A 25,400-nucleotide genomic window follows, 5' to 3' on the forward strand; every position below is an offset into this window, starting at 1 on the left:
AACGAACAGCCAATTACAGAGTCGCGCCCGTAGCAGCTGTCGAGCCTGCGAGGCTGCGTTCGAGGACAGAGTCCTCGCCAATCCTGTATACGCGGTTTACCTGACGGAACGTGTTGCATGATTTCACGACCGCTTCGCCCGAGCGCGGACCGAGCCGAACGCAGCCTCGCAGGCTCGACAGCTGCTACGGTTTGCGTAACGGCTTGCGTAATCATTGATCGTTCACCCGCATGGGAACGATCAACGAAATATCGCGCTGGATAGTTTCGATCAGCCAGTGCCGCAGTAACTGATCAACAGGCTACGCTGCCTTTGCCTGATCAGGCATTTTCCCGCCGTCTACGCGCCTGAACAATCAAGGCGGGGGCGAAGTGCAACACGACCATCCGCACCAAGTGGTGGGACAGAATGAACACCACGTTCAGCCCACCACTGAACGCGACGATCGCGATGGTTTCGATGGCCCCCGGCATGTACGCCAACCATGAAGCCAAAGGATCGCTGCCCAGCAACCGCCCCGCTACCCCGGCAAACGCCGCGGCGACCAGCAACATCAGCGCAACAGACATCAACCCGGCACGGCCGTGGCGCACGAGCTCCGCCGGGGTAATGTCCTTGAATTTCGAGCCGATCAGCACACCAAGGACGACGGCGGCGGCATCAACGCTCCATGCCGGCATGTGGAAGCCATGCAGATAACCCAGTTTGACGTAGACGCCGGTGGTGACAATCGCGGTGAGCATGAACGGTGCCGGGACGCCGATGCGCAACAGCAGGCGCCCGAGCACCAGGCACAGGGCGACCAGCGACAACAACGTCAGCACGATGTTGATGCCCAGCGGACTGTTCTCGACAAGCACTGCGTCGACAGGCCCGGGGATGCAAAAACTGACCAGCACGGTGATCGACAACAGACGGACCAGGTGCACGACGATCACCTTGCTCGATGCCCGCTCGGACTCCAGCAAATCGAATACCGCCGCGAGTGCGCCTGGGTAAACGGCCAGCAGCGAGTCCTTGAGGTTCCATCCCGACACGTTGCGCAGCCACAAACCCGCCGCGACAATCTGCGCTGTCAGGCACAGCAGCAACAAACCCAGGCTGGGCAACAGCGCGGCGACTGTCTGGCTGTCCCAAGCCTCGAACATCAGGCCGGTGGCGATCCCCAATACAATTTGCACATAGCCAAGGCCGAGCGGCATCTTCGGCGAAAATTGGCGGTTGCTGACGATCAATGCAGTCGCGAGTATCGAGCCCAGCAACAGGCCATGCGGGACGCCGGCATACTGAAAACCAGTGCCCACCGCAGTGGCAATCAGCAAACACAGTAAGGTTTTCATAGTTTCTCAAGCGCCTAATGCACGAAGGTTTTTGTAGATGATTTCAGCCTGCATCTGCAGGACATCAATATTGCTGACCGCGTAGAACACTCCTGCGGTAGGGGCGCCGATTGCGAAGATGTCGTTGCGAAGGTGGGGATCAGTAATAAGAACTGCACAGCGTTGTGCCGGCGCGAGCATAGACTCTTCCTTAAGCTGGAGTGCGGCGAAAAAACTCGCCTGGAACGACTCTGACTCGGTTCGTAACTCACCGATGAGCAGTGCAACTGGCAGGTTAATACACTACTTCATGGCTGGCTGTAAGGCGCTTCCGAAAATGATGGGCGCGAGCGAAACTGATCGTTCCCACTCCCGCGTGGGAATGCAGCCCGTGACGCTCTGCGTCACTGGACGCGGAGCGTCCCCAGAGGCATTTTTTTGCGTCGCATGGGAACGATCAACGAAATACCGCACTGGCGATTCAGCAGATGATTTCCCTGGCCGGGTGGCGGTGAATCGCGCACTGGATCACTTCGACCCACCGGAGTAACAGCGCCCGTAGCAGCTGCCGAGCCCGCGAGGATACGTTAGAGGCGGGCCGCGTTCGGACGCAGTCCTCGTCAATCCGGCGTACGCGGTTTACCTGAGCGAACGTGTTGCCTGATTTTACGACCGCTCTGCGGCCGAACGCAGCCTCGCGGGCTCGGCAGCTGCTACAACGGGTGTTTAAGCTTGCCTACACTGCGCCTATCAGAGGCTACAACGTCTTGCGTCACGACCTACACCTGCGCCAGAATCCGCCGGCTTGTGCGTATTGGTCCTCGCCTCTATTGTTTCCGTGTCGCTGACCATTCAGCGAACGGGCTTGGCGGCTCGGTATTCAAAGCGCGCAACAGCGTCCCAACCATGATTGACGGCACTCTTTAGTGCCTGCTCTCCTGTGTCATGGCGGGTTGCCCAAGGATCCCTTCGGGGATGCCGGTATTTTTTCGCTTTGAACCGGTCCGCCAAACTTGTGTAACCCGCCACCTAATCTGCTTGGCGGCAGACGGTGGTAACTCACAATGACAAAGCGAGGTTCACCATGTTCAAAGCCACTCCAAATCCCCCCGAAACCGATCCGGTTTCCCCCTACGCCTCCCTCGACTCAAAAGAGCTCCACGCCGCCGCACACCGTGCGCTCGATCATTACCTGGTGCTGCCCGAGACCAAGGCATTGTTAACCGACCGCCGTCCCGGCTGCATTTTCGTCATCGCCCCCGACGTCGACTCTGAAACCCTGCTGGCCCACGCCTGCGAAACCCTCGCCTCGGCCAATGTCATGGCCAGCGATCTGGCGTTCGACCTCGAAGGCCCCAAGCGCAATACCGCGCTGGCGATTCAACAGATGATTTCGCTGGCCGAGTTGGCGGTGAATCGCGCACTGGATCACCTCGACCCACCGGACTCACCGCAGTAGCACGCCAAGTGTTAGGGGGCGTCAGGTAGACCGCGTTATCGTTCATCGCGGGCAAGCCTTGCTCCTACAGGGTTGAGTCGTACCATAAGGGTGCGATCACCCACAATCCGTAGGAGCAAAGCTTGCTCGCGATGGACACGCTGCGGTCATTCAGATACACCGCGGTGAGGCCATCGCGAGCAAGCTTTGCTCCTACGAGGGAGGTGGTGGGCGGGCGATTTATTGGTTTTCGGGTTTTAAAACACCGACCAGCCAATGCGCTGGCTCAGCAACTCCAGTGCCGCCATGCCGGCCAGCGAGTTACCTGCCGGGTTCAGTTCCGGTGACCAGACGCACACGGTAAAGCGCCCCGGCACCACGGCCACGATGCCGCCGCCTACACCACTCTTGCCCGGTAGACCGACGCGATAGGCAAAGTTGCCAGCTTCGTCATACAGACCGCTGGTGGCCATGATCGAGTTGACCTGTTTGGTCTGGCGCGCCGTGAGGATCTGTTCGCCGCTGTGCTTGCAAAACCCGTCATTGGCCAGGAAACAGAAGGCCCGGGCCAGGTCGACACAGCTCATGCGCAGCGCACAATGGCTGAAGTAGCTGCGCAGCACGGCTTCCACATCGTTATGAAAGTTGCCGAACGATTGCATCAGGTAAGCCATGGCCGCGTTGCGCGCACGGTGCTGGTATTCCGACTCGGCGACTTTGCTGTCGACCATCACTTGCGGATTACCGGACAACCGCCGCACAAAATCACGCATCGACAGCGCTGGCGCGGCAAAGCGTGACTGGTTGATGTCACAGATCACCAGCGCCCCGGCATTGATGAACGGATTGCGCGGTCGACCGCGTTCGAACTCCAGCTGCACCAGCGAATTGAACGGCTGGCCGGAAGGCTCGTGACCGAGTCGCTCCCAGATCGCCTCGCCGGAATGCTCGATGGCCTGAACCAGGCTGAACACCTTGGAAATACTCTGCACCGAAAACAGCGTGTGGGCATCGCCGGCGCAATACAGCTCGCCGTCATTGCCATACACCGCAATGCCCAACTGATCGGCCGGCACACTGCCCAGCGCAGGAATGTAATTAGCCACCTTGCCCTGTCCGATCAGGGGGCGAACCGTGTCAAGAATCTCGTTCAACAACGCTTGCATGCCGGCTTCCGAATTCACGCCCCGTACCACCGCGGGGACACAGACGCTAGACGTCACAAACGCACGTCAGAGCACAGTTTTTCGCTCAACTGCCAACCCCTCGCAGTAGACCGAATAACAACTATCCTGCATCGTGTTGTGAAACCCGGCAACCGGAGCGCTGACCATGTTCGACAGCCCCATCCGCGAACAGCTTGACCACCTGCAGAACCTGATGGCCGAGCAGCCGTTGCTGGTGCTCACGGGCGCCGGCATCAGCACGGCGTCGGGCATTCCCGATTACCGCGACACCGATGGGGTGCGGCGCGGCCGGCAGCCGATGATGTATCAGGAGTTTCTCAAAGCACCCGAGTCACGCCAGCGGTACTGGGCACGGGCGATGCTCGGTTGGCCACGGGTTCGGCAAGCGCGGCCGAATACCGCCCACGAAGCCTTGGCCACGCTGCAAGCACAGCGGCAGATTGCCGGGCTGATCACCCAAAATGTCGACACTTTGCACGATCAGGCCGGCAGCCCGGACGTGATCGAGCTGCATGGCAGCTTGCACCGGGTGTTGTGCCTGGATTGCGGCCAACGCAGTGACCGGGACTCGATCCAGCGCCTCATGGAAGCGCAAAACCCCTATCTGGCGGGTGTCGATGCGGTTCAGGCACCCGATGGTGACACCCTGCTCGACCCGGCCTTCGAGTCGCATTTTCAAGTCCCCCGTTGCCCAAACTGCGAAGGTGAGCGAATGAAACCGGATGTGGTGTTTTTCGGTGAAAACGTCGCGCACGCCACCGCCGCCAAGGCCATGGCCGCTGCCGAACAGGCAGCGGGTTTGCTGGTGGTGGGGTCATCGTTGATGGCATTTTCGGCGTTTCGCCTGTGTCGGGTGATCGCCGACCACGGCAAACCGCTGATTGCGATCAACCTGGGCAAGACCCGCGCCGATGAGTTGCTGGACATGAAAATCGAGGCGTCCTGCGAACAGCTATTGCCGCTGCTCGCAGAACACCTGAGCCAATTCAGGCCATTTCTGCCTGTTTGACCGCGACCGTTTGTTTCACCTCAAACCGATCCGCCAGGAACGGTGTGATGTCCAGCGGCAACGCTTCGTTGTTCACCAGTTTGTCGAGCAACACGCCGGTGATCGCCGAAGTCAGGATGCCGGTGCGGAAATGCCCGCAGGCATTGAGATAGCCCTGCACCCCTTTCATCGGCCCGAGAATCGGCAGCTCATCCGGTGAGCCCGGCCGCAACCCTGCCCAGCAGCGCTTGAGATTGATGTGTTCAAGCTCTGGAATGCAGCGGATCGCGCCTTGCACCAACCCATAGATTTCCGGGTAGGTGGTGGTCACGTCGAAGCCTTTGTCTTCGGTGGTGCTACCGATCAGAATCTCGCCGTCGTCCTTCTGCGCCAGATAGCAATCACTGGTGGTCAGGCAACCGCGCAAGATCTTCGGCATGCGCTCGGTCAGCAAGATCTGACCCTTGACCGGATTCACCGGAATGCGGATGCCAGTAGCCCACTCACTCAAGTCAGCCGCCCAGGCGCCGGCGGCGTTGATCAAGGTGTCGCAACGGAACTTGCCGGCTTCGGCAGTCTGCACCCCGACCACCCGCGAACCCTGGCGCAACACCTCAGTGACGTTGGTGTTGAAATACAGGTCGACGCCATTCTGCCGGGCACCTTCGGTGTAGGCGTCCGCCAGGCGGAACGGGCTGACCTGATGGTCGCAGAGAAACTCCAGCGCCCCGCGTGCTTCATGGCTGACGCTCGGTTCGGCCTCGCGCAGCGCGGCCTGGTCAAGCCAGCGCACCTGATCGGCCAGGTGTGGAATGCAGGCGACGATGTGCTCGGCGTACAAGCGGTCCTCATCGTCGTAGATCACGAACTTCAGCCCGGTTTTTTCGAACTTGAAATCCATGCCGTGCTTTTCCTGCAACTCGCGGTGCAGGTCCGGGTACAGCGCATTCGATTGCAGGGCAAACTCAAAGAACGAATCCGGCAGGATGTGCGGCGTGCTGGAGTCGACCGCCACCGCCGCGCCTTGGGCTTCGCGCTTGCGGTTGGCCGACATCATGCGAAAGAAAATGACCCCGCAGCCCAGCCCCACCGACTCGCCAATCGCCCACAGGCCGCCGGCCGACGCGCGAGTCGCGTTGCCGGGGCGCTTGGCGTCGATCAGCGCGACTTTCAGATTCTTGCGTTTCGACAGTTGATAGGCGCAAGAAGCCCCGATCACACCGCCACCGGCAATGACCACATCGTAGAACTTACTCATGATTCAACGCATCCGTGCCGAGGTTCTGGAAAGCCGAAAAAGGAATCGGCTCGATGGGAAAACGTGGGCGCAACCAGCCCACATCCTGGCGCCCGGTGGCTTCACGCAAGCGGTCGCTGCAATAACCGACACACATCCGCCCCTGACAATCGCCCATGCTCACCCGCGTGCGCATTTTCAGGCTGGCCATGTCTTGAACGCCTTGGGACAGCGCACGATCGATGTCGGCCCGGGTGGCGTTTTCGCAACGGCAGATCAGCGTATCGGCAGCCGGCAACGCGGTCTGCCCGGCACCGCGCTCGGTGTAGCGATCCACCGCCGCGCGAAAACGCACGATGGACTTGAGTTTCGCCAGATAGCGCTCGCGCAAGTGCAGCGCCTTTTCGCTGCTCAGCACATCGCGCTGCACAAGGATCGACAACGCAGCGATTCGACCGCTGAGCATCGCTGCCTCACCACCGCGGATCCCGCCCATGTCACCAGCCAGGTGAACGTGCGGCTCGCTGCTTTGCTGCCAGATATTGGCTGTAGCACGCAGATAACCGTCATCGCTGAAGCCATGTTCCAGGCCCATTTGCTGACTCAGTTGAGTACGCGGAATAAAGCCATAGCCTACCGCCAGGGTCTGCGCCGGCACTTGCTCGGCGCGACTCAGGTCTGGCTGCCAGTTGCTGGAATACGGTGCGACCGTCACGCTGCGCAACTCGCCCTCGCCTTGCGCCTCGACCACGCCCCAACCGTAGCGCATCGAGATTCGGTGCAGTTTCAGATAGGCGAGCATGCTCAGCCCGTCGAGGAACAATTGGGGTTTGTTCAGCAGTGCCAGGCTTTCCTTGGCGATCTTGCCGAACGCGCAGGCCTCGAACACTCCGGCGACCTTCACTCCGCTGGCATGCAATTGGCAGGCAACCAACGGCAACAACGGGCCGGTACCGGCGATCACCACCGGGCTTTGCGGCTTGACCACGCCACTCTTGATTTGCAGTTGCAGACCGCCCAGCAGTATCACCCCCGGCAATGTCCAGCCAGGGAACGGTACGCTGCGCTCATGGCATCCGGCGGCGAGCAACAATTGCGGGTAGGTGATTTCCTGCACGCGTTCGTCAGCGTCCAGCATGACCAGCGCCCGGGTCCCTTCTGCACCGACAACCCGCGTGTTCAGACACACATCGATCAGCGCACAACGGTCCAGAAAGTCGCCATGCAGTTTGGCCAGGGACTCAGCGTAACGCGGCCCCAGATAGTCCAGCTGTACGCCGTCGCGCAACGGCCCGCGATACACCACCCCGCCCAGCCGTGAAGCTTCTTCGAGCAAGGTGCAGTGCACGCCGTGTCTGGCCAGTTCAATGGCCGCCGCCATACCCGCCGGACCACCGCCGACGATGACCGGATGCAGGCTCATAGTGCCTCCTGCTCGGCAATGCGGTTGACCGCAGTTTGGACCCGCATGCCCGGCTGCACCAGCGTCTGGCAGGCGCGGCGTTTGTGCCGACCGTTGATTTTCACCAGGCAGCATTGGCACACGCCCATGCCGCAATAGGCCCCGCTGATCTGATCGTGATCGTTACGTGCGACCTGGCGCACGCCGAGGGCTTGAATGACCGTCAACACGGTTTCGCCGATCGCGGCGCTGACCGGCTGGCCATTGAGTTCGATGGTCATATCTGCCCGCATAAGCGGCTGGATATCAAAGGTACGGTCTAGGCGTTGCATGGCATGTTTCATCCGTGAAAAGTCATTAAGGGGTGTCAGCATCCTGCTGCAGTCGTGCAATGACGCAACATTGCTGCGCCAAGACAATGTAGCTGACGGTGCTACAAGGCCCTGAAACCTTTACGTTACGTGATATGCCAAAGCAAAATATTGATCCAGGCCAGTGAACCGTACCGCGCCTCCTTCTGTCACAGGCGATGAAAAGTCGTGTCTGTCTGAAGTCCATCTACCCTGCATGAAAGTTTTTTTAGAACCTTCGCCGGCATTTCTTGGCACACTGCCACTCGTGCATTTCACTTATTCTCAGGCAAGCCCCATGACCCGAATCCTGACCATTGAAGACGACGCCGTCACTGCACGGGAGATCGTTGCCGAACTGAGCAGCCACGGCCTGCAGGTGGACTGGGTCGCCAATGGTCGAGAAGGCCTGGCGCGGGCGGTCAGCGGTGACTACGACCTGATCACCCTTGACCGCATGCTGCCGGAGCTCGACGGCCTGGCGATTGTCACCACCTTGCGAACCATGGGCGTGTCGACGCCGATTCTGATGATCAGCGCCCTGTCCGACGTCGATGAACGTGTTCGCGGTCTGCGCGCCGGCGGTGACGATTACCTGACCAAACCCTTTGCCACCGACGAAATGGCCGCCCGCGTCGAAGTTCTGCTGCGACGCCAGAACACCGTCAAGGACTACACAACGACGCTGCGCGTGGCTGACCTTGAGCTCAACCTGATCAGCCGCGAAGCCAGCCGCGGCGGACAGTTGCTGAGCCTGCTGCCGACCGAATACAAACTGCTGGAGTTTCTGTTGCGCAATACCGGGCAGATCCTCACGCGGATGATGATTTTCGAAGAGGTCTGGGGCTATCACTTCGACCCCGGCACCAATCTGATCGATGTGCACATCGGACGTCTGCGCAAAAAAATCGACCTGCCGGGCCAACTACCGCTGATACGGACTGTGCGAGGCTCGGGTTATGTCATTGCTGAACCCGTCTAAAGGCTGGCGCTCCTCCAGCAGCCGCTTGCTGGCGCTCTACAGTTCGCTGTTCGTGGTCTGGAGCGGCCTGCTCATGGGGGTGATGTATTACGAGGTTTCCAGCTACCTGGAGAACCTTGCCAAACATTCGCTGATGCAGCGCCAGCACCTGTTTTCACGCTTCCACGGTGATCAGCTGGATGAGGCGCTGATTGCCAGCATCACCTTCGACCAACGCGGTATCGACGCCTATGGGCTGTTCGACGAACAGCATCGGCCGCTGCACGGGCTGATTCGCAGGATCCCCGCTGGCCTGCCGCTGGACGGCAAGATCCATTCACTGGGCGACTGCGCCGATCCGGATGACGCCAGCCTGCCATCCGACAGTTGCGACGCGGTGGCGACCCACACGCTGGATGGCCGCTGGCTGGTCCTGGTGCGTGACAACGGTTCGTTGTTTGCGGTCACACGGATCATCCTGCATGCGCTGTTCTGGGGAGTCTCGCTGACCATCATCCCCGGCATCGCCGGTTGGCATTTGTTGCGCCGTCGGCCGTTACAACGGATTCGCGCCTTGCAGGCGAGCGCCGAAGCCATCGTCGCCGGCAACCTCAACCACCGTTTGCCGCTGTCTAGCCGCCGCGATGAGCTGGACATGCTTGCGGCCATCGTCAACGCCATGCTCGAACGCATCGAGCGCCTGGTGAACGAGGTCAAGGGGGTTTGCGACAACATCGCCCACGACCTGCGCACCCCGCTCACCCGGCTACGCGCGCAGCTTTACCGCATTCAACAGCAGGCCGTCGAAGGTTCTGCCGAGGCGTTGCAGCTGGATCAGGTGATCGCCGAGACCGACACCCTGATGGCGCGCTTTCGCGGATTGCTGCGGATCTCCGAGCTGGAGGATCAACAACGGCGTTCAGGCTTTGTGCTGTTCGATCCATTGCCGTTGCTGCAGGAACTGTACGATTTTTACCTGCCGCTGGCCGAGGAAGGTCAGCTGACATTAAGCCTGCAAACACCGCAGACCTTGCCGGAGCTGACCGGCGACCGGGCGTTGTTGTTTGAAGCCCTGTCGAACTTGCTGAGCAACTCGATCAAGTTCACCCCGGCGGGCGGTCAGGTCATCGTGCGGGCAATCGACAATGCCGGCAGCACACGTATTGAAGTACTCGACTCCGGCCCCGGCATCCCGGCGGACAAACGCACGGCGGTGTTCCAACGGTTCTATCGCGTCGACGACAACGCCAAGAACGGTGGCTTCGGCCTCGGCTTATCGATTGTCGCGGCCATCGTGAACCTGCACGGATTCGCCCTGGACGTCGGCAGCAGCGAACTCGGCGGCGCCCGCCTGACACTCGACTGTCGCCAGCATTTACTGCCCGCCGACTAATAGTGCCCACTCCCCCCGCAGCTGGCGTAGCCTGCTGCGGGGGAGTGGGGACGCTGTTCAGGAGTCGGTTCAGCGTTTGAAGAGTCTGAACCTGACGCTATGCTTGCGTTTCCACTTCCAGGGAGGTAACCGGTCATGACGTCCACATCCGCTCAATCACACTGCGCCTTATTAGTCATCGATGTACAAAACGACTTCACTCCCGGCGGCCGACTGGCGGTACCCGAGGGCGACCGGATCATTCCCTTGATCAATCGCCTCGCCGGTCAGTTCACCCAGGTGATCATTGCCCAGGACTGGCATCCGGCCGGGCACGCCTCGTTCGCGTCCAGCCATCCCGGACGCCAACCCTATGATGTGATTGAACTGCCTTACGGCGCCCAGACCCTGTGGCCTGAACATTGTGTGCAAGCCACCACTGGCGCCGAACTGCATGCCGAACTGAACCTGCCCCACGCCCAGTTGATCATCCGCAAAGGCTGTAACCCGGACATCGACAGCTATTCGGCGTTTCTGGAAGCAGACCGCACCACCCCCACCGGCTTGGCCGGATACCTGCGGGAACGCGGAATCGATACGGTGTTCATGGTCGGACTTGCGCTGGATTTCTGCGTGATGTTCTCGGCGCTGGACGCCCGCGCAGCCGGGTTCAATGCCACGGTGGTGCTGGATGCGTGCCGGGCAATCGACCTGAACGGCTCGCTGGCCTCGGCCATGGAACGGATGGACCGGGCTGGGGTGGGGTTGATCACGGCTGCCGAAGTATCCGTTTGAACCCTGAACCTGTGGTGAGGGGGCTTGCCCCCGTCGGCCGGTCCGCGTTCGGGCGAAGCAGTCGTAAAGCTGCCGAATGCAGTGTGTCTGAATATATGCATTGGCAGGTTTTGGGGTCGCTTCGCGGCCCAACGGGAGCAAGCTCCCTCGCCACAAGGTCAGTGCAAGCTCGAGTTACCGTTGAGTGTCAGTAAAAAGCCTGAGATCAAACCGGGGTCGGCAGCCACAACCGGAACCGCGCCCCGCCCAGCGGCGAGGTTTCGGCCGTCAGTGTGCCGGCCTGGGCTTCCAGGGCTCGGCGGCTGATCGCCAGCCCCAGGCCAAACCCGCCCGTGGCGCGGTCGCGGCTGCGGTCCAGGCGGTAGAAAGGTTCGAAGATCCGCTCGCGTTCGTCTTCCGGAATGCCGATGCCGTCATCGTCGACGCAGATTTCACAGCCTTTTGCGCAGACCTGCACGCCGATCTGAATGCGTTTTTCGCAGTAGCGCATGGCGTTGCGCAGCAGGTTCTGGATCGCTCGGGCGGTCAGGCGCGGGTCAAGGCTGAAGCGTTCGAGCTGGCCGTGCAACAAGACGTCGATGACGATGTCCGGCGACTCCAGCTCTTCATCGACGCTGCCCAGAATACTGTCGATAAACTCATCCAGCGACACGTCCACCTGCTCCGGCACCCGTGCCGGATTCTGCAGGCGGCTGTAGGAAAGCAATTCCAGCACCAGCTCATCCAGTTCACGAATGTGTGCAACCAGGCCCTGCAAACGCTCGCGGCTGGCGGCCGGCAAGTCGTCGGACAAGGCCAGTGCCAGGCCAAAGTCCAGTCGGGTCAACGGCGTGCGCAATTCGTGCGACACCGCGTTGAGCAAATCACGTTGCTGGTTCAGGAGATTTTCAATATCGCCGGCCATGGTGTCGAAAACGTTGGCCAGGCTGCCAATGTTCGAACTCGGCGGGATCTGTGTGCGCTCGCTCAAGTGGCCCTTGCCAAAGCGCTCGGCGGTATTTTTCAGACGTTCCAGATCGCGCCAGTGCGGCCGCAGCCAGATCAACAGACACGCCAGCAGCGCGCCGCCGATCAGTACGTTGATGCTCCAGTACAACAAGTTGACGTCCAGCGGATCCGGTGGCACCACCAGTTTCACCGACAGTTGCTGATCCAGCGGCGAGACCGCCAGCGTGCGCCAGCCCCAGTCGCCCATGCGGATAACGTTTTCACCGCGCTCCAGACGCTCACGTTCGTAGGGGGTGAAATCCGCGTCGTCATTGCGCACCAGTGCCACGTGCAACGGGCTGAAGTCCTGGTCCAGCTGCGCGGCCAGATGGGTCCATTGCTCGGTCGGCACTCCGTGAAACTGTTGGGTGATCAGCTTCTGCAAGCCTCGGGAGTGATCAAGGTTGTAGTTCACGAATCGCTCGTGAAAAACCTTGATCACCAGATCCGGGATGAAATAAATCGCCGCGCTAAAGGTGACGATGGTGATCAGGTAGAGGCGGATCAGAATGCGCAGCATGTTCAGCATTCCCACTCGGAGCGACTGAACAGATAACCCTTGCCCCACACGGTTTTGATCTTGCGCGCTTCGCCGGCATGATCGTCGAATTTGCGCCGCAGCTTGGAAATCGCCACGTCCACCGAGCGGTCGGTGCCGTTGAATTCGATGCCGCGCAGGCGTTGCAGGATCTGGTCGCGGCTGAGTACTTCACCGGCGTGGCGAGCCAGCACCACCAACAGGTTGTATTCGCCGCTGGACAGTTCGACCAGTTGCTCGCGCCAGGTCACGGTGCGCTCCGACAGATCGATACAGAGGTTGCCCATGAGGATTCGGTCGCTGGCGGTCTGCGGCTCGTTCAGGCTGCTGCGCCGCAGCAAGGTCCGCACCCGCGCCAGCAATACCCGTGGCTCGCACGGCTTGGTGACGTAATCGTCAGCGCCCATCTCCAGGCCCAGCACCTGGTCATGACTGTCGTCGCGGGCGGTCAGCATCAGAATCGGCAGAGCCGCCGAATCGGCGCGCAGCAAGCGACAGACCTGCAAACCATCGAGGCCTGGCAGCATCAGGTCGAGGATCACCAGATCCGGCGGATCGACCCGCGCCCGTTCGCGCACATGGTCGCCACGGCTGATAACACTGACCTGATAGCCATTGCGTTCAAGGTAGCTGGCAATCAATTCAGAGAGTGCGGAATCGTCTTCGACCAAGAGGATGTTGGGCATGGGTGTTTCCAGGGAATGCAATGGTGAGCAGTGACCGCTATCGCGGGCAGGCCTTGCTCCTACGGACAGCGGGCGTTCGCAAATATTGCGTCCGGCTCGATACCTGTAGGAGCAAGGCATGTCCGCGATCGACTGCGAAGCAGGCGCCAAGGATATACGCCCTCGCACAGGCATGAGTAAAACCATTACACAATTTCACACAGCACCTACAAAGCTTCACCGCTACGCTCGTCCCCTCCCCGTAGGATGCCGGGGTCATTATTGGGGTATTTACATGTCAAAGAACCTGTTTGCGAAGCTCGGCCTGATTGCCTTGGCAATGACGCTGAGTGCGTGCGACAAGTCCTCCACTGCCGAAGAAACAGCGCCGCTGGCCACGGTCCGGATCGAAACCGTCGAAGCCCGGCCACTGTCGATCAGTAGCGAACTGAGTGGGCGGATCGCCGCGCCGCGAATCGCCGAAGTCCGCGCCCGGGTGGCCGGCGTGGTCCTGCAACGGACCTTCCGCGAAGGCAGCGACGTCAAACAGGGCGACGTGCTGTTTCGCATCGATCCGGCACCGTTCAAGGCTGATCTGGACAGCGCCCAGGCGGCGCTGCGCAAAGCCGAGGCCAATGCCTTTCAGGCGCGCTTGCAAGAGCAGCGTTACGCGCAGTTGATCGAAGGCAATGCCATCAGCGGCCAGGATTACGACAACGCCCGCGCCGCCGTCCGGCAGACCGCCGCCGATGTCGCGGCCAATCAGGCGGCTGTGCAACGGGCGAAACTGAACCTCGGTTACGCCACTGTCACCGCACCGATTTCCGGGCGGGTTGGCCGTGCCTTGGTCACCGAAGGCGCGCTGGTCGGGCAGAACGAAAGCACGCCATTGGCACTGATCCAGCAGCTGGACCCGATCCACGCCGACCTGACCCAGTCGACCCGCGAACTCAACGAGTTGCGCCGGGCGTTTCGTGCCGGGCAGATGCAGCAGGTCGGCCAGGATCAGGCCAAAGCCACGCTGATTCAGGACGACGGCAGTCTCTACCCATTGCCCGGCAAGCTGCTGTTCGCCGACATCAGTGTCGACCCGGGTACTGGCCAGATCATTCTGCGCAGCGAGTTCCCCAACCCGGACCTCGACTTGCTGCCGGGCAGCTTCATCCGGGTGCGCCTGGAGCAAGCGGTGAATCAGCACGGTATCAGCGTGCCGCAACGGGCGATCCTGCGTGACAGCGCCGGCATTGCTCAGGTGCTTTTGCTCGACGCCGACGCCCGTGTCAGCCAGCAACCGGTGCAGCTCGGCCAGGTGCAGAAGGATCGCTGGATCGTCACCGGCGGCCTCAAGCCCGGCGACCGCATTGTCATCGAAGGCCTGCAGCACGCCCGTCCCGGCGAAAAAGTAGAAATCGACGACACCCCTCTTCCCCTTGCCCAGGTCACCGGGCAGTAGGCAGGACGCAGACTTTATGCCGCAATTCTTTATCGACCGCCCGGTGTTCGCCTGGGTGGTCGCACTGTTTATCCTGTTGGCCGGTGCGCTGGCTATCCCGCAGCTGCCTGTCGCGCAGTACCCCAACGTTGCACCGCCGAAGGTCGAGATCTATGCGGTGTACCCGGGCGCCTCGGCGCAAACCATCGACGAAAGCGTGGTCAGCCTGATCGAGGGCGAGCTCAACGGCGCCGATCACCTGCTGTATTTCGAATCCCAGAGCAGCCTTGGCACCGCGACCATCACCGCCACCTTCCAGCCCGGTACCGATCCGGAAATGGCTCAGGTCGATGTGCAAAACCGCCTCAAGGTGATCGAGTCGCGCCTGCCGCAAGCGGTGACCCAACAAGGTTTGCAGGTCGAGAAAGTCTCGGCCGGCTTCCTGCTGTTGATCACCCTCACCTCCAGCGACGGCAAGCTCAATGACGTGGCGCTCAGCGACTATCTGGCGCGCAACGTGATGAACGAGATCAAGCGTCTGGACGGCGTCGGCAAGGCTCAGCTGTATGGCGCCGAACGGGCCATGCGGATCTGGATCGACCCGCAGAAACTGATCGGTTTCAACCTGACCCCGGCCGACGTCAACGCGGCGATCGTCGCGCAGAACGCCCAGGTCTCGGCGGGCAGCATCGGCGATTTGCCGACCCGTACCACCCAGGAAATCACTGCGACGGTGCTGGTGAAAGGTCAACTGTCGACCCCCGAAGAGTTCGCCGACATTGTGCTGCGGGCCAATCCCGACGGTTCCACGGTGCGCGTGGGTGACGTGGCGCGGGTCGAAATCGGCAGCCAGGAATACCAGTTCTCCACGCGCCTCAACGGCAAGCCGTCGACAGCGGTCAGCGTGCAACTGTCGCCCGGTGCCAATGCCTTGAGCACCGCAACACTGGTGCGCGAGAAGATGGACGAGCTGGCGCGCTACTTCCCGGCCGGTGTGGAATACAAGATTCCGTACGACACCTCGCCGTTCGTCAAAGTCTCGATCACCAAAGTGGTTTACACCCTCGGCGAGGCGATGCTGCTGGTGTTCGCGGTGATGTTCCTGTTCCTGCAGAACATCCGCTACACGCTGATCCCGACGTTGGTGGTGCCCGTGGCATTGATGGGCACTTTTGCGACCATGATGGCGCTGGGTTTCTCGATCAACGTACTGACCATGTTCGGCATGGTCCTGGCGATCGGCATTCTGGTCGACGACGCTATCGTCGTGGTCGAGAACGTCGAGCGGATCATGGTCAACGAAGGCCTGTCGCCCAAAGAAGCAACGCGCAAAGCCATGAGCCAGATCACCGGGGCGATCATCGGTATTACGCTGGTGCTGGTGGCGGTGTTTATCCCGATGGCGTTCATGCCGGGCTCGGTCGGGGTGATCTACCAGCAGTTCTCGCTGTCGATGGCCACATCGATTCTGTTCTCGGCGTTCCTCGCCCTGACACTCACCCCGGCACTCTGCGCCACGCTGCTGAAACCGATCGCCAAAGGTGAGCATCACGCCAAGGGCGGTTTCTTCGGCTGGTTCAACCAGCGCTTCGAGCAGATGACCGAGGGCTATCAGCGCTGGGTGGTCTACGCCCTGAAACGCAGTGGTCGTTATCTGCTGGTCTATGGCGTGTTGTTGATTGGTTTGGTGTTTTGCTTCAGTCGCCTGCCCTCGTCCTTCCTGCCGGTCGAAGACCAGGGCTACACCATCACCGACATTCAACTGCCACCGGGTGCCAGCAAGAACCGTACGGTGCAGGTGGTCGAGCAGATCGAAGCGCACAACGCCACTGAACCCGGTGTCGGCGACAGCACAGTGATTCTCGGCTTCAGCTTCTCCGGCAGCGGCCAGAACGCGGCCCTGGCGTTTACCACGCTCAAGGATTGGTCTGAACGCGGCAGCGATGACTCGGCGGCCTCGATTGCCAATCGCGCCAACGGTGCCTTGAGTCAGATCAAGGACGCCGTGGCCTTCTCGATACTGCCACCTCCAGTTGACGGCCTCGGTACGTCGAGCGGTTTCGAGTTCCGCCTGCAAGACCGCGGTGGCCTGGGTCATGCGGCGCTGATGCAAGCGCGCAGTGCCTTGCTGGCGGCTGCCGAGAAAAGCCCGATCCTGATGAACGTGCGCGAAAGTGCCTTGGCGGAAGCACCGCAAGTGCAACTTGAGGTCGACCGCAAACAGGCCAATGCCTTGGGCGTTTCCTTCGCCGATATCGGTAACGTGCTGTCCACCGCTGTCGGTTCGGCCTACATCAACGATTTCCCCAACCAGGGGCGGATGCAGCGGGTGGTGGTTCAGGCTGAAGGCGATCAACGCAGTCAGGTTGACGACTTGCTGAAGATCCACGTGCGCAACAATGCCGATAAAATGGTCCCACTGTCGGCGTTCGTCCAGGCCACATGGACCCAGGGCCCGGCGCAGCTAACGCGCTACAACGGTTACCCGGCGATCAGCATTTCCGGTGAGCCGGCGCCCGGTCACAGCACCGGCGAAGCGATGGCGGAAATCGAGCGTCTGGTCGCCCAAGGCCCGGCAGGGCTGGGTCAGGAATGGACCGGGTTGTCGTTGCAAGAGCGCCTGTCCGGCAGCCAGGCACCGATGCTGCTTGGCTTGTCGTTGCTGATCGTGTTCCTGTGCCTGGCGGCGTTGTACGAAAGCTGGTCGATTCCGACTTCGGTGCTGCTGGTGGTGCCGCTGGGTGTACTCGGCGCGGTGCTGGCGGTGACCTTGCGCGGAATGCCCAACGACGTGTTCTTCAAGGTCGGGCTGATCACCATCATCGGGCTGTCAGCGAAAAACGCGATCCTGATCATCGAGTTCGCCAAGAGCCTGTACGACGAAGGCCATGACCTGATCGACGCCACCGTGCAAGCCGCGCGCTTGCGTCTGCGACCGATCATCATGACCTCGCTGGCATTCATCCTTGGCGTGGTGCCGCTGGCGATTGCCACCGGCGCCAGTTCGGCGAGTCAGCAGGCGATCGGCACTGGCGTGATCGGCGGGATGATCACCGCGACCATGGCGGTGGTGTTTGTGCCGGTGTTTTTTGTAGCGGTGATGAAACTGGTCAGGAAACGCCAAGCTAAACCCTGAACCAGACACAACCTTGTGGCGAGGGAGCTTGCTCCCGCTGGACCGCGAAGCGGTCCCAGTATCAGCAGCCGCTATCCGTCAGATAAAACTCATAGACTGGTTTACGACCGCTGCGCGGCCGAGCGGGAGCAAGCTCCCTCGCCACAAGGGACCGCGCTACGCTATGGTGGTTAAAACCCGCCCTATCGAGTGACCATGCCACACCTCCTGCGCACCCACCCTCGCCTGACCGCCGCCGCCCTGCTGGGGGTGACGGTCAGCCTCCTGGCTCCGGCCAGTTCGATCATCAGCAAAATCCTTATTGGCTGGAATGCCGGAGTCTGGACCTATCTGGTACTGATGCTCTGGCTCACCATCCGCGCGCGGGCCGATGACGTCAAACGCATCGCCGAAGTCGAAGATGAAAACGCCGGCATGGTACTGCTCATCGTCTGTATCGCGGCGATTGCCAGCCTCGCCACCATCACCCTGGAACTGGTTGGCAGCAAGGATCTGGAGACCAGCCGACGGCTATTGCATTACGGCTTCACCGGGATGACGGTAATCGGTTCATGGTTGTTGGTCGGGGTGATCTTCAGCGTGCACTACGCCCGGCTGTTCTACACCTGGGACGGCAAGGAGCCGGCGCTGCGCTTTGCCGAAGGCTTGAAAAACCCCAACTATTGGGACTTCCTGTATTTCTCGTTCACCATCGGCGTGGCAGTACAAACCGCCGATGTCGGGGTGGCCACACGCAGTTTGCGCAAGATCGTGCTGGCCCAATCACTGATCGGTTTTCTGTTCAATACCGCCATCCTGGGGTTTTCGATCAATATTGCTGCCGGGTTGTTCAGTTGACGAATAACTGTGCGCGGCACTATTGGACGCAATGGGTGCGACAAATGACAGAGCTTTTATCAGCCCAAGCAGACTTCCCTCCCCCCGCAAAATCAGCGTATGGAAAAACAGAGAAAGGTGTGAACCTTTCTCTGTGCCTTGACCAACATCAATTAGATATATTGGTGTCCCCGAGTACTACAAGCCACCGTTCAACAACCCAACTTCACGAATGAACACCTCTGACTGAACGGGCGGACCATTAATCTGCCGTGTACAGCAAATGTCTATGGTGCCGATGGAGGCGTGAATTCGGCTGTGGCATCAACGATCACCACCGTTCTTTCCGAGCGGAACACATTCTTGCTTCCATCCGTATAAATAGTCCAAAAGGCATTGTGGCTGCCAGGACCTGCCTGATCAATAACGGACCAAGGCATCTCGAATACAAGTTCTATCTCGACACCGGTCAAAGGCAACGTGTAGATCAGTTTTCCAGCGAACCAAAGTCCAACAGTCTCATCGCCTCGAATCTGCCAAGGGTCATGAGGTTTTTTCATCGGTGTCCGGATAGTGACCGGTTTACCATGGTCCTTGCTCGTTAAATGATTCAGCGTCCCGGATTGCCCCCGAAGTTCGACGTTCACCATCTCCGAATTTGTCAAGTCCGGAAGATTCTTGCTTTTCGGGCCGGCCATTATAAAGTCAATAACAAATTTTAGCAGGGGAGACTGACGCGGCGGTTCATTGCCCCGCATAAGCTGATAGGACAGCGATGCCTGATACAGTGCGTCAGGATAAATAGGCAATTGGCTGATGATCAAGTAGCTGAGCCAGAACTCCAAGGGGCCTGGCCCCTCGCCCACTACCTGCTCCGCCACTTTAATATTATCAAGGAATAACAGAATCCGATCCGTTGGAAGTGAGTGGTCGGGAAGAGGGACGTAACACTTCGGTGTTGGCTGAACCTTTGCTAAATCAAGCACTCCATCGGATCCCAGCACCGGCAATGTGGGCGCTTCCAGCACTGGCTCAGCGCGAAGTTTCACATCCAGGTAAGCGTGCACCGACACCTTGCTGGCATTACCTGCACTGTCGGTAATAGAGTAAGCCACATAAAGAGTACGATCTACACCCAAGTACTCTTGAAAACTTTCGACAGGGATGTTGACTTGTCCACCTTCATCCAAATATCCGAAATACACTTCATTGGGGAGCGGAGAATCAGCGTCCGGCACGGTGTCAAAAATAGAAACTCTGATAAAGTCACTCTGCTGATGAAAGGGATAGCCGGTGTCTACTTTAAGCTTTAAGTATGAATGTTCCCCCAACCACTGTTTATCAATGACTTGATCAACTGGCACATTTAGAAAGACAAGCTTCATGGGCCGATTGTAGCCACCGTTATATTTACTTTGGTAAGGAGCATGGCGATCGACTCGAATGGCGAGTTTTTCTGTAGGATTATCATTACCCGTACTGCCTTCAGTGACGATCAATCTCACTTGATAGTAAGTTGAGTCATTCATCACATCATCATCAAGCAGTTCAGCACTCGGCAGATCAAAATATTGAGGGTACTCTGCTGCAGTCCCTGGCAAAGACTTTCGAGGCCCTATATAAACAATAGATGGAAATGGTTTTTTCGAATCAATCAAGTGCAGTTCAGCAGTATTACCCTGACTATATTCGTTCAGCCCCACCAGCTCAACCACTACTACCGGCTGAGCCAGAAGTGCTTTAGTTAACAGTCCATTCTCGATCAAGCCCTTAATCACTGGCGCCGGGTGCACCCCCGCTTTATTTGGGAGTGGGAGGTTAGGATTCGGTGTTTCCGTTTCCTTAGCAGTCATTTCATGTTCTCCATCACAATTGAATTGATGCCCGTCCGAACAGGCCTTTCTGGTAATCGCTCTTCACTAACAGTAAATATCCCGTTAGCCCTTACAAGAAATTAAACACCCGATCACCAAGACCGGCTACTGTCAGATCTGACAGGTATTTCGACCACCGGTCGGTTTGCGGTTTCACCAGGGTTTGCGACTGCAAAAAAAAACCATAAAAAAGCCGCACTTCTGTCGAAACGCGGCTTTCCAAAATTTCATCGCCCCTTAAAACTTGAGCTGCACGCCCAGCGTCCCGCGGGTCGGCATTTCGATGTTCTTGCCGTTCATGTACTCGACCTCGGCGTTTACACTCCAGCGGTCGGTCAGCTTCATGGCAACCCCCGTCGCCACTTCCAGGCGCGACCCGGAGAGTTTATGTTTAAACCGAGTGTCGTTGACCTTGAACTCATTGCTTGCGGAAAACTCATGCGCCAGCGCCGCACGGACATAAGGCTGCAGTGTGCTGCCGTTCTTCATCTGCAAGTCACGACCCGCCGTTACCCCAACCTTGCCCAGCAATGAATAGGTCCCGTCGTCCTCGACCTCCATGCCGTTATCCAGACCATAATTCTTGCCCTGAATGTAGGCGGTCGACCACCGAGTGGAGGGCTCGATGAAATATCCGTTGCGGAGTTCGATTTTCCGACCCGCCTCCACAGACGCACTCACGGCGGTGTTACCGTAATCCCCCTTGGACTCTTCCCCATCACTCATCGCAACATCAGCCTTGCTCTCCAAGCGATTGAGCTTGAGAGTGCTATCGACGTAATACCCCTGCTCACCCAACCAGGTCAGGTAGCTGCCCAGGAAGTAGCTGTCGACGGTGGCCGAACTGCCATGGTTCAGAGCAAGGTCCGATTGGCTATAACCAGCCATCACCCCCAGCATCCACCGACTGTCGCCCAACGGTGTATCGACACCCAACGCAAAACCCTTCTGCGTTTGCTGAAAGCTATTGCCGTAGTCCCCATTGACGTTGTACTTGCTGCCAAAAGCGCGGCTCCAGGCCCCCGACTTGCCGGGGTTGAAGCGCACTTCACCCATGCGCGTGCGTAGCGAGGCGTCTTCGCCGTATAACACGGTGAGCGGTGCACCAAACAAGGCACTGACGACCTGAGTGGAGGGGCTGACGGTGAGCTTGCTCGGGTCGAGGAACCAGTTTTTACCGGTTGTATCCTGAGTCAGCCCATAGGAATACGTCCCCAGATCGACCGTACCATCGGCATTGGCCAACTTGAACTGAGCATCGCCACCTTGTGTGTGCACCACAGTGATCGGCTCGCCACTAGCCGGATCGACACCGCTGCTGGTGATCAGCAGTCGATGATCGCCGGTAGCGGTGCCGGTGACGTTCAACAAATCAGTCTCACCCGTGGTGAAGTGGGTGCGCATGAGAAACAGGCCGTCGCCCGACAGGTTGGTTACATCCAGTTGTTTGTAGTCATTGCCATGATCGGCACCAAACCTGACAGTGCCCTCTGTGTGCAGGTCACCGACCTGGCTGTTGCCGGTCATGGTCCATTCGGATTGACGATCGATGCCGACCGTGGCCACGTTCTCCAGGCGCCCGGTCAATAGAGAACCTTGCTGCAGCTGAACATTCGCCGTACTACCCGACTCGGCGATCACGTCACCGGTCAGCGAGCCTTGCTTGAAATTCAGGTTCGCGGTGCTGTTGCCGGCCACTTGAACATTGCCGTTCAGTGCGCTGTTACCGACGTTCATATTGACCAACGCCTTGCCCGTCACGTCCAGAATGATGCCGTTACCGCCCTTGAGAGTGGAACCGTTGAGAATATCGATCTGCGTCGGGGCACTGTCCTTACCGGCGTAATCGACAAGGATCGCCGAACCCGTTCGACTTTCCGCACTCGAGTTGTCCAGCACCAGTGTGCCGGGTTGATCAACCGTGGTATCCAGCGTGAAGCTCACGCCATTCTGACCGCCAATGATGCGGCTGCCGTTGCTGGCAGTCACGCTGCCATTGGTCAGCCGAAGCCCATAACTGGTGGCGCCGGTACCTTCGAGCGTGGAGTTCGAAAGCGCCAGGGTGCTAAGGCTGGTGACCCACGCCCCCCCCGTCGCGCCAGTGATCGTACTGCCGGTCACTGTCGCGGTAGAGCCAGTATCCGTGGTCGCATCGCGAGCGATGCGCATACCCAAGCGGCTACTGTTGATGGTGCTGTCGGTAATCGTCGCGACACTGTTGATCAGTTCGACACCGTTATTGCCGCCAGCCGCGTTGACGGTGGTATTGACCAGATTGACCACCGAGCCCCGGCTGGCTGAAATCTGTTGCGTCGTGCCGGAATTGACATTGAGCGTCGACTGTATAGCTCGAATATCAAACGTCGACATACCGTTGACTGTTAAAACGGCATCTTTGTAAAGCTGCCAGTCCTGGGTGATCCCCGGCGGGCCGATTGTCAGTTCGACGCCATCCAGCTGTTGGGCGCTGGCATAGGGGGCGATCATCGACATTAGGGCCAGTGATGACATATTGAGCCCGATGACAACCGGGTTCAGGTTAAATAGTTGCGTTAACGACATAGTGAGGTATCCAGGTAATTATCCGTCCTTAAAGGAAAGATCCAGTAATCCGATACGGGAGCTCTCCTCCCGGAATGCGCGGGAGACTACGTGCGTAAACGATTCGCGTATGTAGGACTTTTCATCAGCCTAATCAGACTTTTCCCTCTGGTGGGTCGGAGCATGAAAAGCAGAGAGCGGTGTTGGCCTCTCTCTGCTGACTCGATCATTATTGATTAACGTGTTGGCGCATCTTCGCAATACACACCACTGGACAACAACCTTACTTCGCGCAGGCGCTCTTTTGACGAAACTGGCAGACTATCAACCTGCACGACGTACCAGAGTTTTATAGAACCATTTGGCATTCCAGAGTCATTCGTCGGCTGCATGGGTCTTATCTTGGTCAAATAGGGCTTGATGTTTACCGAAAATTCGCCCGCCGCCAAATCACTGTCACTTATAGTATGAGACTCTGAGAACTCGGTACCACCGATGACATCGAACCCAAACTTATCGGACGCCCCCACTGAACACACTATGACAACGGAGTCCTTCGGCATATAGGCGGCAACAACAGGGACGACCACTTTCAGATGACGATCTGGGAGCTCAAGACTTTTGCAGTTAATGACGTCAATTCCACCAACTGGAAAGTCCTGTACCCATGGCTCCACAAACTCGACTGTCTTCGGATCTACGGTAACTACAGTTTTTGGCGAGACCCAGGTATTGGAACTATCGTTCCCTATAATATCCCACCAGGCATCTTTTCTCCCTGTGCCTACCTGTTCAATAATGGCCACAGGTATATCATGAGTCAGTTCTGCCTCAGAACCGGTCAATGCCAATTCGAAGACCTTCACTCCGTGGTACCAGAGTCGAGCAATCTCATTGCCTAGAATCACCCAGGTGTCATCCAAATTTTTCATTGGCGTCTGGATAGTGACCGGTTTTCCACGGTCCAGGCCCGTAATATGATTCAGCGTTCCTGAGTCCCCTGTAACCCCAACTTTCACCATATTTGGATTGGTCTCGCTCGGCAGATTGGGGTTAATCGGGCCGGCTTCCGTGAGATCAGTAGTAAATTGTGTTGCAGGTGAGGGGCGCGGTGTCTCGGTCCCTCGTTTCAGCAGATAAAGCGATTTTGTGGGGGTTGGTGTCTCACGATCGATGAACAGTAATTTGATGTCCTGATAGCGAAGTGGGAACCGAAGTGGACCAGTTCCAATACCCACCTCGATCTGCGCCACATCGATAGGAGTGGCACCAGCAATAGTGCTCTGTATCTGGAGCAGAATTTTGTCTGTGTGGAACCAGTTCTTACCACGATCTACATAGGCATAAATAGTTGATTTAAATGTTTCATAATTAAGCACACCCCCTTCACCCACGATCGGAATTCTAGGCTTATTAAACTCGGGCTCAGGGCGCAACGCCACCCTAATGGCGGCATTGTATGAAACCTTACTGACGTTACCTGTCGCGTCCGTAACAGTGCAGTACACATAAATATCTCCATCGTTTGCCACTTCAGATGCAAATTTTTCAACCGAAACATCCAGAAGACCATCGACACCCAGCGCCCCGGAATAAACCACATTCAACAGTGGACCATCTGCCCCTGACTGAGTGGTGGAGATAGAAACTTTAAAAACATCATCAAGCAACCGGAATTGATACCCCAAGGCAAATTTCAGCTGCAGGAATTTATTATCTATCAGCCACTGCTCATCAATTCCAGACGAAGCATTTAGGACCTCCGGCACATCAGGCCGAAGGAAACTAGCATCATGCTTGCTTTGATAAGGCGCGTAACGATCGGCGAGAACAGGTAGTTTTAGTGAGGGAAGATCATTACCGGTTCCGGAATCAGTGACGATAAACCGCACCTGATAGCTAGTTTCTGGGTTAACTTTATCATCATCAACCAGGTGACTACTCGGAAAGAAAACTGTTAGAGGGAATCCTTCTAAACTATCAGGTAAATCCTCTGCCCCCCCCTCATAAACCGGTCCTGAATCACCCTTCCTCGGATCTATCACCTGCAACTTTAACTTATCACCTTTTTTGTATTCATGATCATTACTCAGCTTTCTTATTAAAACCGGTATTTCTGTCTTATCCAGAATAGATTTAGGTAGCAGTCCGCCTGGGTGAATCCCCTCAATCTCTGGAGCCGGATGCTGCTCGGCCGCTTCTGGCAAATTGAAAGAACGGTGTTTAATAAGCGTTTTCTTAGCAATTTCTTTGTTAGTCAGCGTCGATGTCAGCTTTTCGTTAGCAGTCATTTCACGTTCTCCATCACAGTTGAATTGATGCACGTCCGAACAGGCGTTGTTGGGGACCGTTCTTCAATAAC

19 protein-coding genes are annotated in these 25,400 nt (G+C 58.4%); 8 read left to right on the plus strand and 11 right to left on the minus strand.

Annotation, left to right across the window (positions count from 1 at the left end):
• Window positions 1-320 precede the first annotated feature (320 nt).
• Complete coding sequence (locus AABM55_RS16355) at window positions 321-1,340, minus strand: AbrB family transcriptional regulator (protein WP_347926993.1); 1,020 nt, start codon at window positions 1,338-1,340, stop codon at window positions 321-323.
• 6 nt (window positions 1,341-1,346) lie between these two features.
• Window positions 1,347-1,520: a hypothetical protein gene (locus AABM55_RS16360; protein WP_347926994.1), complete on the minus strand. Its 174-nt coding sequence runs from the start codon at window positions 1,518-1,520 to the stop codon at window positions 1,347-1,349.
• A gap of 883 nt (window positions 1,521-2,403) precedes the next feature.
• Between AABM55_RS16360 and AABM55_RS16365 the strand changes: the two genes are divergently transcribed.
• Window positions 2,404-2,778 (plus strand): DUF6124 family protein, encoded by a 375-nt coding sequence (locus AABM55_RS16365; protein WP_347926995.1) that lies wholly within the window; start codon window positions 2,404-2,406, stop codon window positions 2,776-2,778.
• A 236-nt stretch (window positions 2,779-3,014) separates the two neighbouring features.
• Here the strand turns inward: AABM55_RS16365 and glsB are convergent, their stop codons facing one another.
• The gene (gene glsB / locus AABM55_RS16370; protein WP_054597690.1) at window positions 3,015-3,923 is read right to left on the minus strand and encodes a glutaminase B; all 909 of its coding nucleotides are present in this window, start codon (window positions 3,921-3,923) and stop codon (window positions 3,015-3,017) included.
• A gap of 166 nt (window positions 3,924-4,089) precedes the next feature.
• Here glsB and AABM55_RS16375 point away from each other — a divergent pair, with 166 nt between their 5' ends.
• Complete coding sequence (locus tag AABM55_RS16375) at window positions 4,090-4,953, plus strand: NAD-dependent protein deacetylase (protein ID WP_347926996.1); 864 nt, start codon at window positions 4,090-4,092, stop codon at window positions 4,951-4,953.
• On the opposite strand, the gene hcnC is transcribed toward AABM55_RS16375, so the two are convergent.
• Genes hcnC through hcnA form a run of 3 tightly spaced genes read right to left on the minus strand, consistent with a single transcriptional unit; the run spans window position 4,931 to window position 7,903 of the window.
• Window positions 4,931-6,190 (minus strand): cyanide-forming glycine dehydrogenase subunit HcnC, encoded by a 1,260-nt coding sequence (gene hcnC / locus AABM55_RS16380; protein ID WP_347926997.1) that lies wholly within the window; start codon window positions 6,188-6,190, stop codon window positions 4,931-4,933. The two genes, AABM55_RS16375 and hcnC, sit on opposite strands and share 23 nt — an antisense overlap.
• The gene (gene hcnB / locus AABM55_RS16385) at window positions 6,183-7,592 is read right to left on the minus strand and encodes a cyanide-forming glycine dehydrogenase subunit HcnB (RefSeq protein ID WP_347926998.1); all 1,410 of its coding nucleotides are present in this window, start codon (window positions 7,590-7,592) and stop codon (window positions 6,183-6,185) included. The genes hcnC and hcnB overlap by 8 nt, the downstream gene beginning before the upstream one ends.
• The gene (gene hcnA, locus AABM55_RS16390; RefSeq protein ID WP_347926999.1) at window positions 7,589-7,903 is read right to left on the minus strand and encodes a cyanide-forming glycine dehydrogenase subunit HcnA; all 315 of its coding nucleotides are present in this window, start codon (window positions 7,901-7,903) and stop codon (window positions 7,589-7,591) included. Before hcnA ends, hcnB begins: the two co-directional genes overlap by 4 nt.
• Window positions 7,904-8,219: 316 nt before the next feature.
• Here hcnA and AABM55_RS16395 point away from each other — a divergent pair, with 316 nt between their 5' ends.
• The 3 genes from AABM55_RS16395 (at window position 8,220) to pncA (ending at window position 11,049) form a co-directional block, all read left to right on the plus strand.
• Window positions 8,220-8,903: a response regulator transcription factor gene (locus tag AABM55_RS16395; protein WP_103316361.1), complete on the plus strand. Its 684-nt coding sequence runs from the start codon at window positions 8,220-8,222 to the stop codon at window positions 8,901-8,903.
• Window positions 8,881-10,275, plus strand: a complete 1,395-nt coding sequence (locus tag AABM55_RS16400) for a HAMP domain-containing sensor histidine kinase (protein ID WP_347927000.1) — start codon at window positions 8,881-8,883, stop codon at window positions 10,273-10,275. The genes AABM55_RS16395 and AABM55_RS16400 overlap by 23 nt, the downstream gene beginning before the upstream one ends.
• 135 nt (window positions 10,276-10,410) lie before the next feature.
• Window positions 10,411-11,049, plus strand: coding sequence for a bifunctional nicotinamidase/pyrazinamidase (gene pncA, locus AABM55_RS16405; RefSeq protein ID WP_216741747.1), 639 nt, complete (start codon window positions 10,411-10,413; stop codon window positions 11,047-11,049).
• A 205-nt stretch (window positions 11,050-11,254) separates the two neighbouring features.
• Here the strand turns inward: pncA and AABM55_RS16410 are convergent, their stop codons facing one another.
• Together AABM55_RS16410 and AABM55_RS16415 are read right to left on the minus strand one after the other, a co-directional pair.
• Window positions 11,255-12,556, minus strand: coding sequence for an ATP-binding protein (locus tag AABM55_RS16410; RefSeq protein WP_347927001.1), 1,302 nt, complete (start codon window positions 12,554-12,556; stop codon window positions 11,255-11,257).
• 2 nt (window positions 12,557-12,558) lie between these two features.
• Window positions 12,559-13,260, minus strand: a complete 702-nt coding sequence (locus tag AABM55_RS16415) for a response regulator transcription factor (RefSeq protein WP_054597698.1) — start codon at window positions 13,258-13,260, stop codon at window positions 12,559-12,561.
• 274 nt (window positions 13,261-13,534) lie between these two features.
• On the opposite strand from AABM55_RS16415, the gene AABM55_RS16420 reads away from it, so the two are divergent.
• The 3 genes from AABM55_RS16420 to AABM55_RS16430 all read left to right on the plus strand — a co-directional run bounded on the left by AABM55_RS16420 (window position 13,535) and on the right by AABM55_RS16430 (window position 18,644).
• Window positions 13,535-14,692, plus strand: coding sequence for an efflux RND transporter periplasmic adaptor subunit (locus AABM55_RS16420; protein WP_347927002.1), 1,158 nt, complete (start codon window positions 13,535-13,537; stop codon window positions 14,690-14,692).
• A gap of 16 nt (window positions 14,693-14,708) precedes the next feature.
• Window positions 14,709-17,807 (plus strand): efflux RND transporter permease subunit, encoded by a 3,099-nt coding sequence (locus AABM55_RS16425; RefSeq protein WP_347927003.1) that lies wholly within the window; start codon window positions 14,709-14,711, stop codon window positions 17,805-17,807.
• A gap of 195 nt (window positions 17,808-18,002) precedes the next feature.
• Window positions 18,003-18,644, plus strand: a complete 642-nt coding sequence (locus AABM55_RS16430) for a DUF1345 domain-containing protein (protein ID WP_054597701.1) — start codon at window positions 18,003-18,005, stop codon at window positions 18,642-18,644.
• 266 nt (window positions 18,645-18,910) lie between these two features.
• Here the strand turns inward: AABM55_RS16430 and AABM55_RS16435 are convergent, their stop codons facing one another.
• From AABM55_RS16435 to AABM55_RS16445, 3 genes are all read right to left on the minus strand, one after another.
• Window positions 18,911-20,476: a hypothetical protein gene (locus AABM55_RS16435; RefSeq protein WP_347927004.1), complete on the minus strand. Its 1,566-nt coding sequence runs from the start codon at window positions 20,474-20,476 to the stop codon at window positions 18,911-18,913.
• Between the two features lie 258 nt (window positions 20,477-20,734).
• Window positions 20,735-23,059, minus strand: a complete 2,325-nt coding sequence (locus AABM55_RS16440) for an autotransporter outer membrane beta-barrel domain-containing protein (protein ID WP_347927005.1) — start codon at window positions 23,057-23,059, stop codon at window positions 20,735-20,737.
• 215 nt (window positions 23,060-23,274) lie between these two features.
• Entirely contained in the window at window positions 23,275-25,329 is a 2,055-nt protein-coding gene (locus AABM55_RS16445; protein ID WP_347927006.1) for a hypothetical protein, read from the minus strand.
• Window positions 25,330-25,400: the final 71 nt, after the last annotated feature.

Origin of the sequence: Pseudomonas helvetica (assembly GCF_039908645.1) — a bacterium.
GTDB lineage: Bacteria > Pseudomonadota > Gammaproteobacteria > Pseudomonadales > Pseudomonadaceae > Aquipseudomonas > Aquipseudomonas helvetica.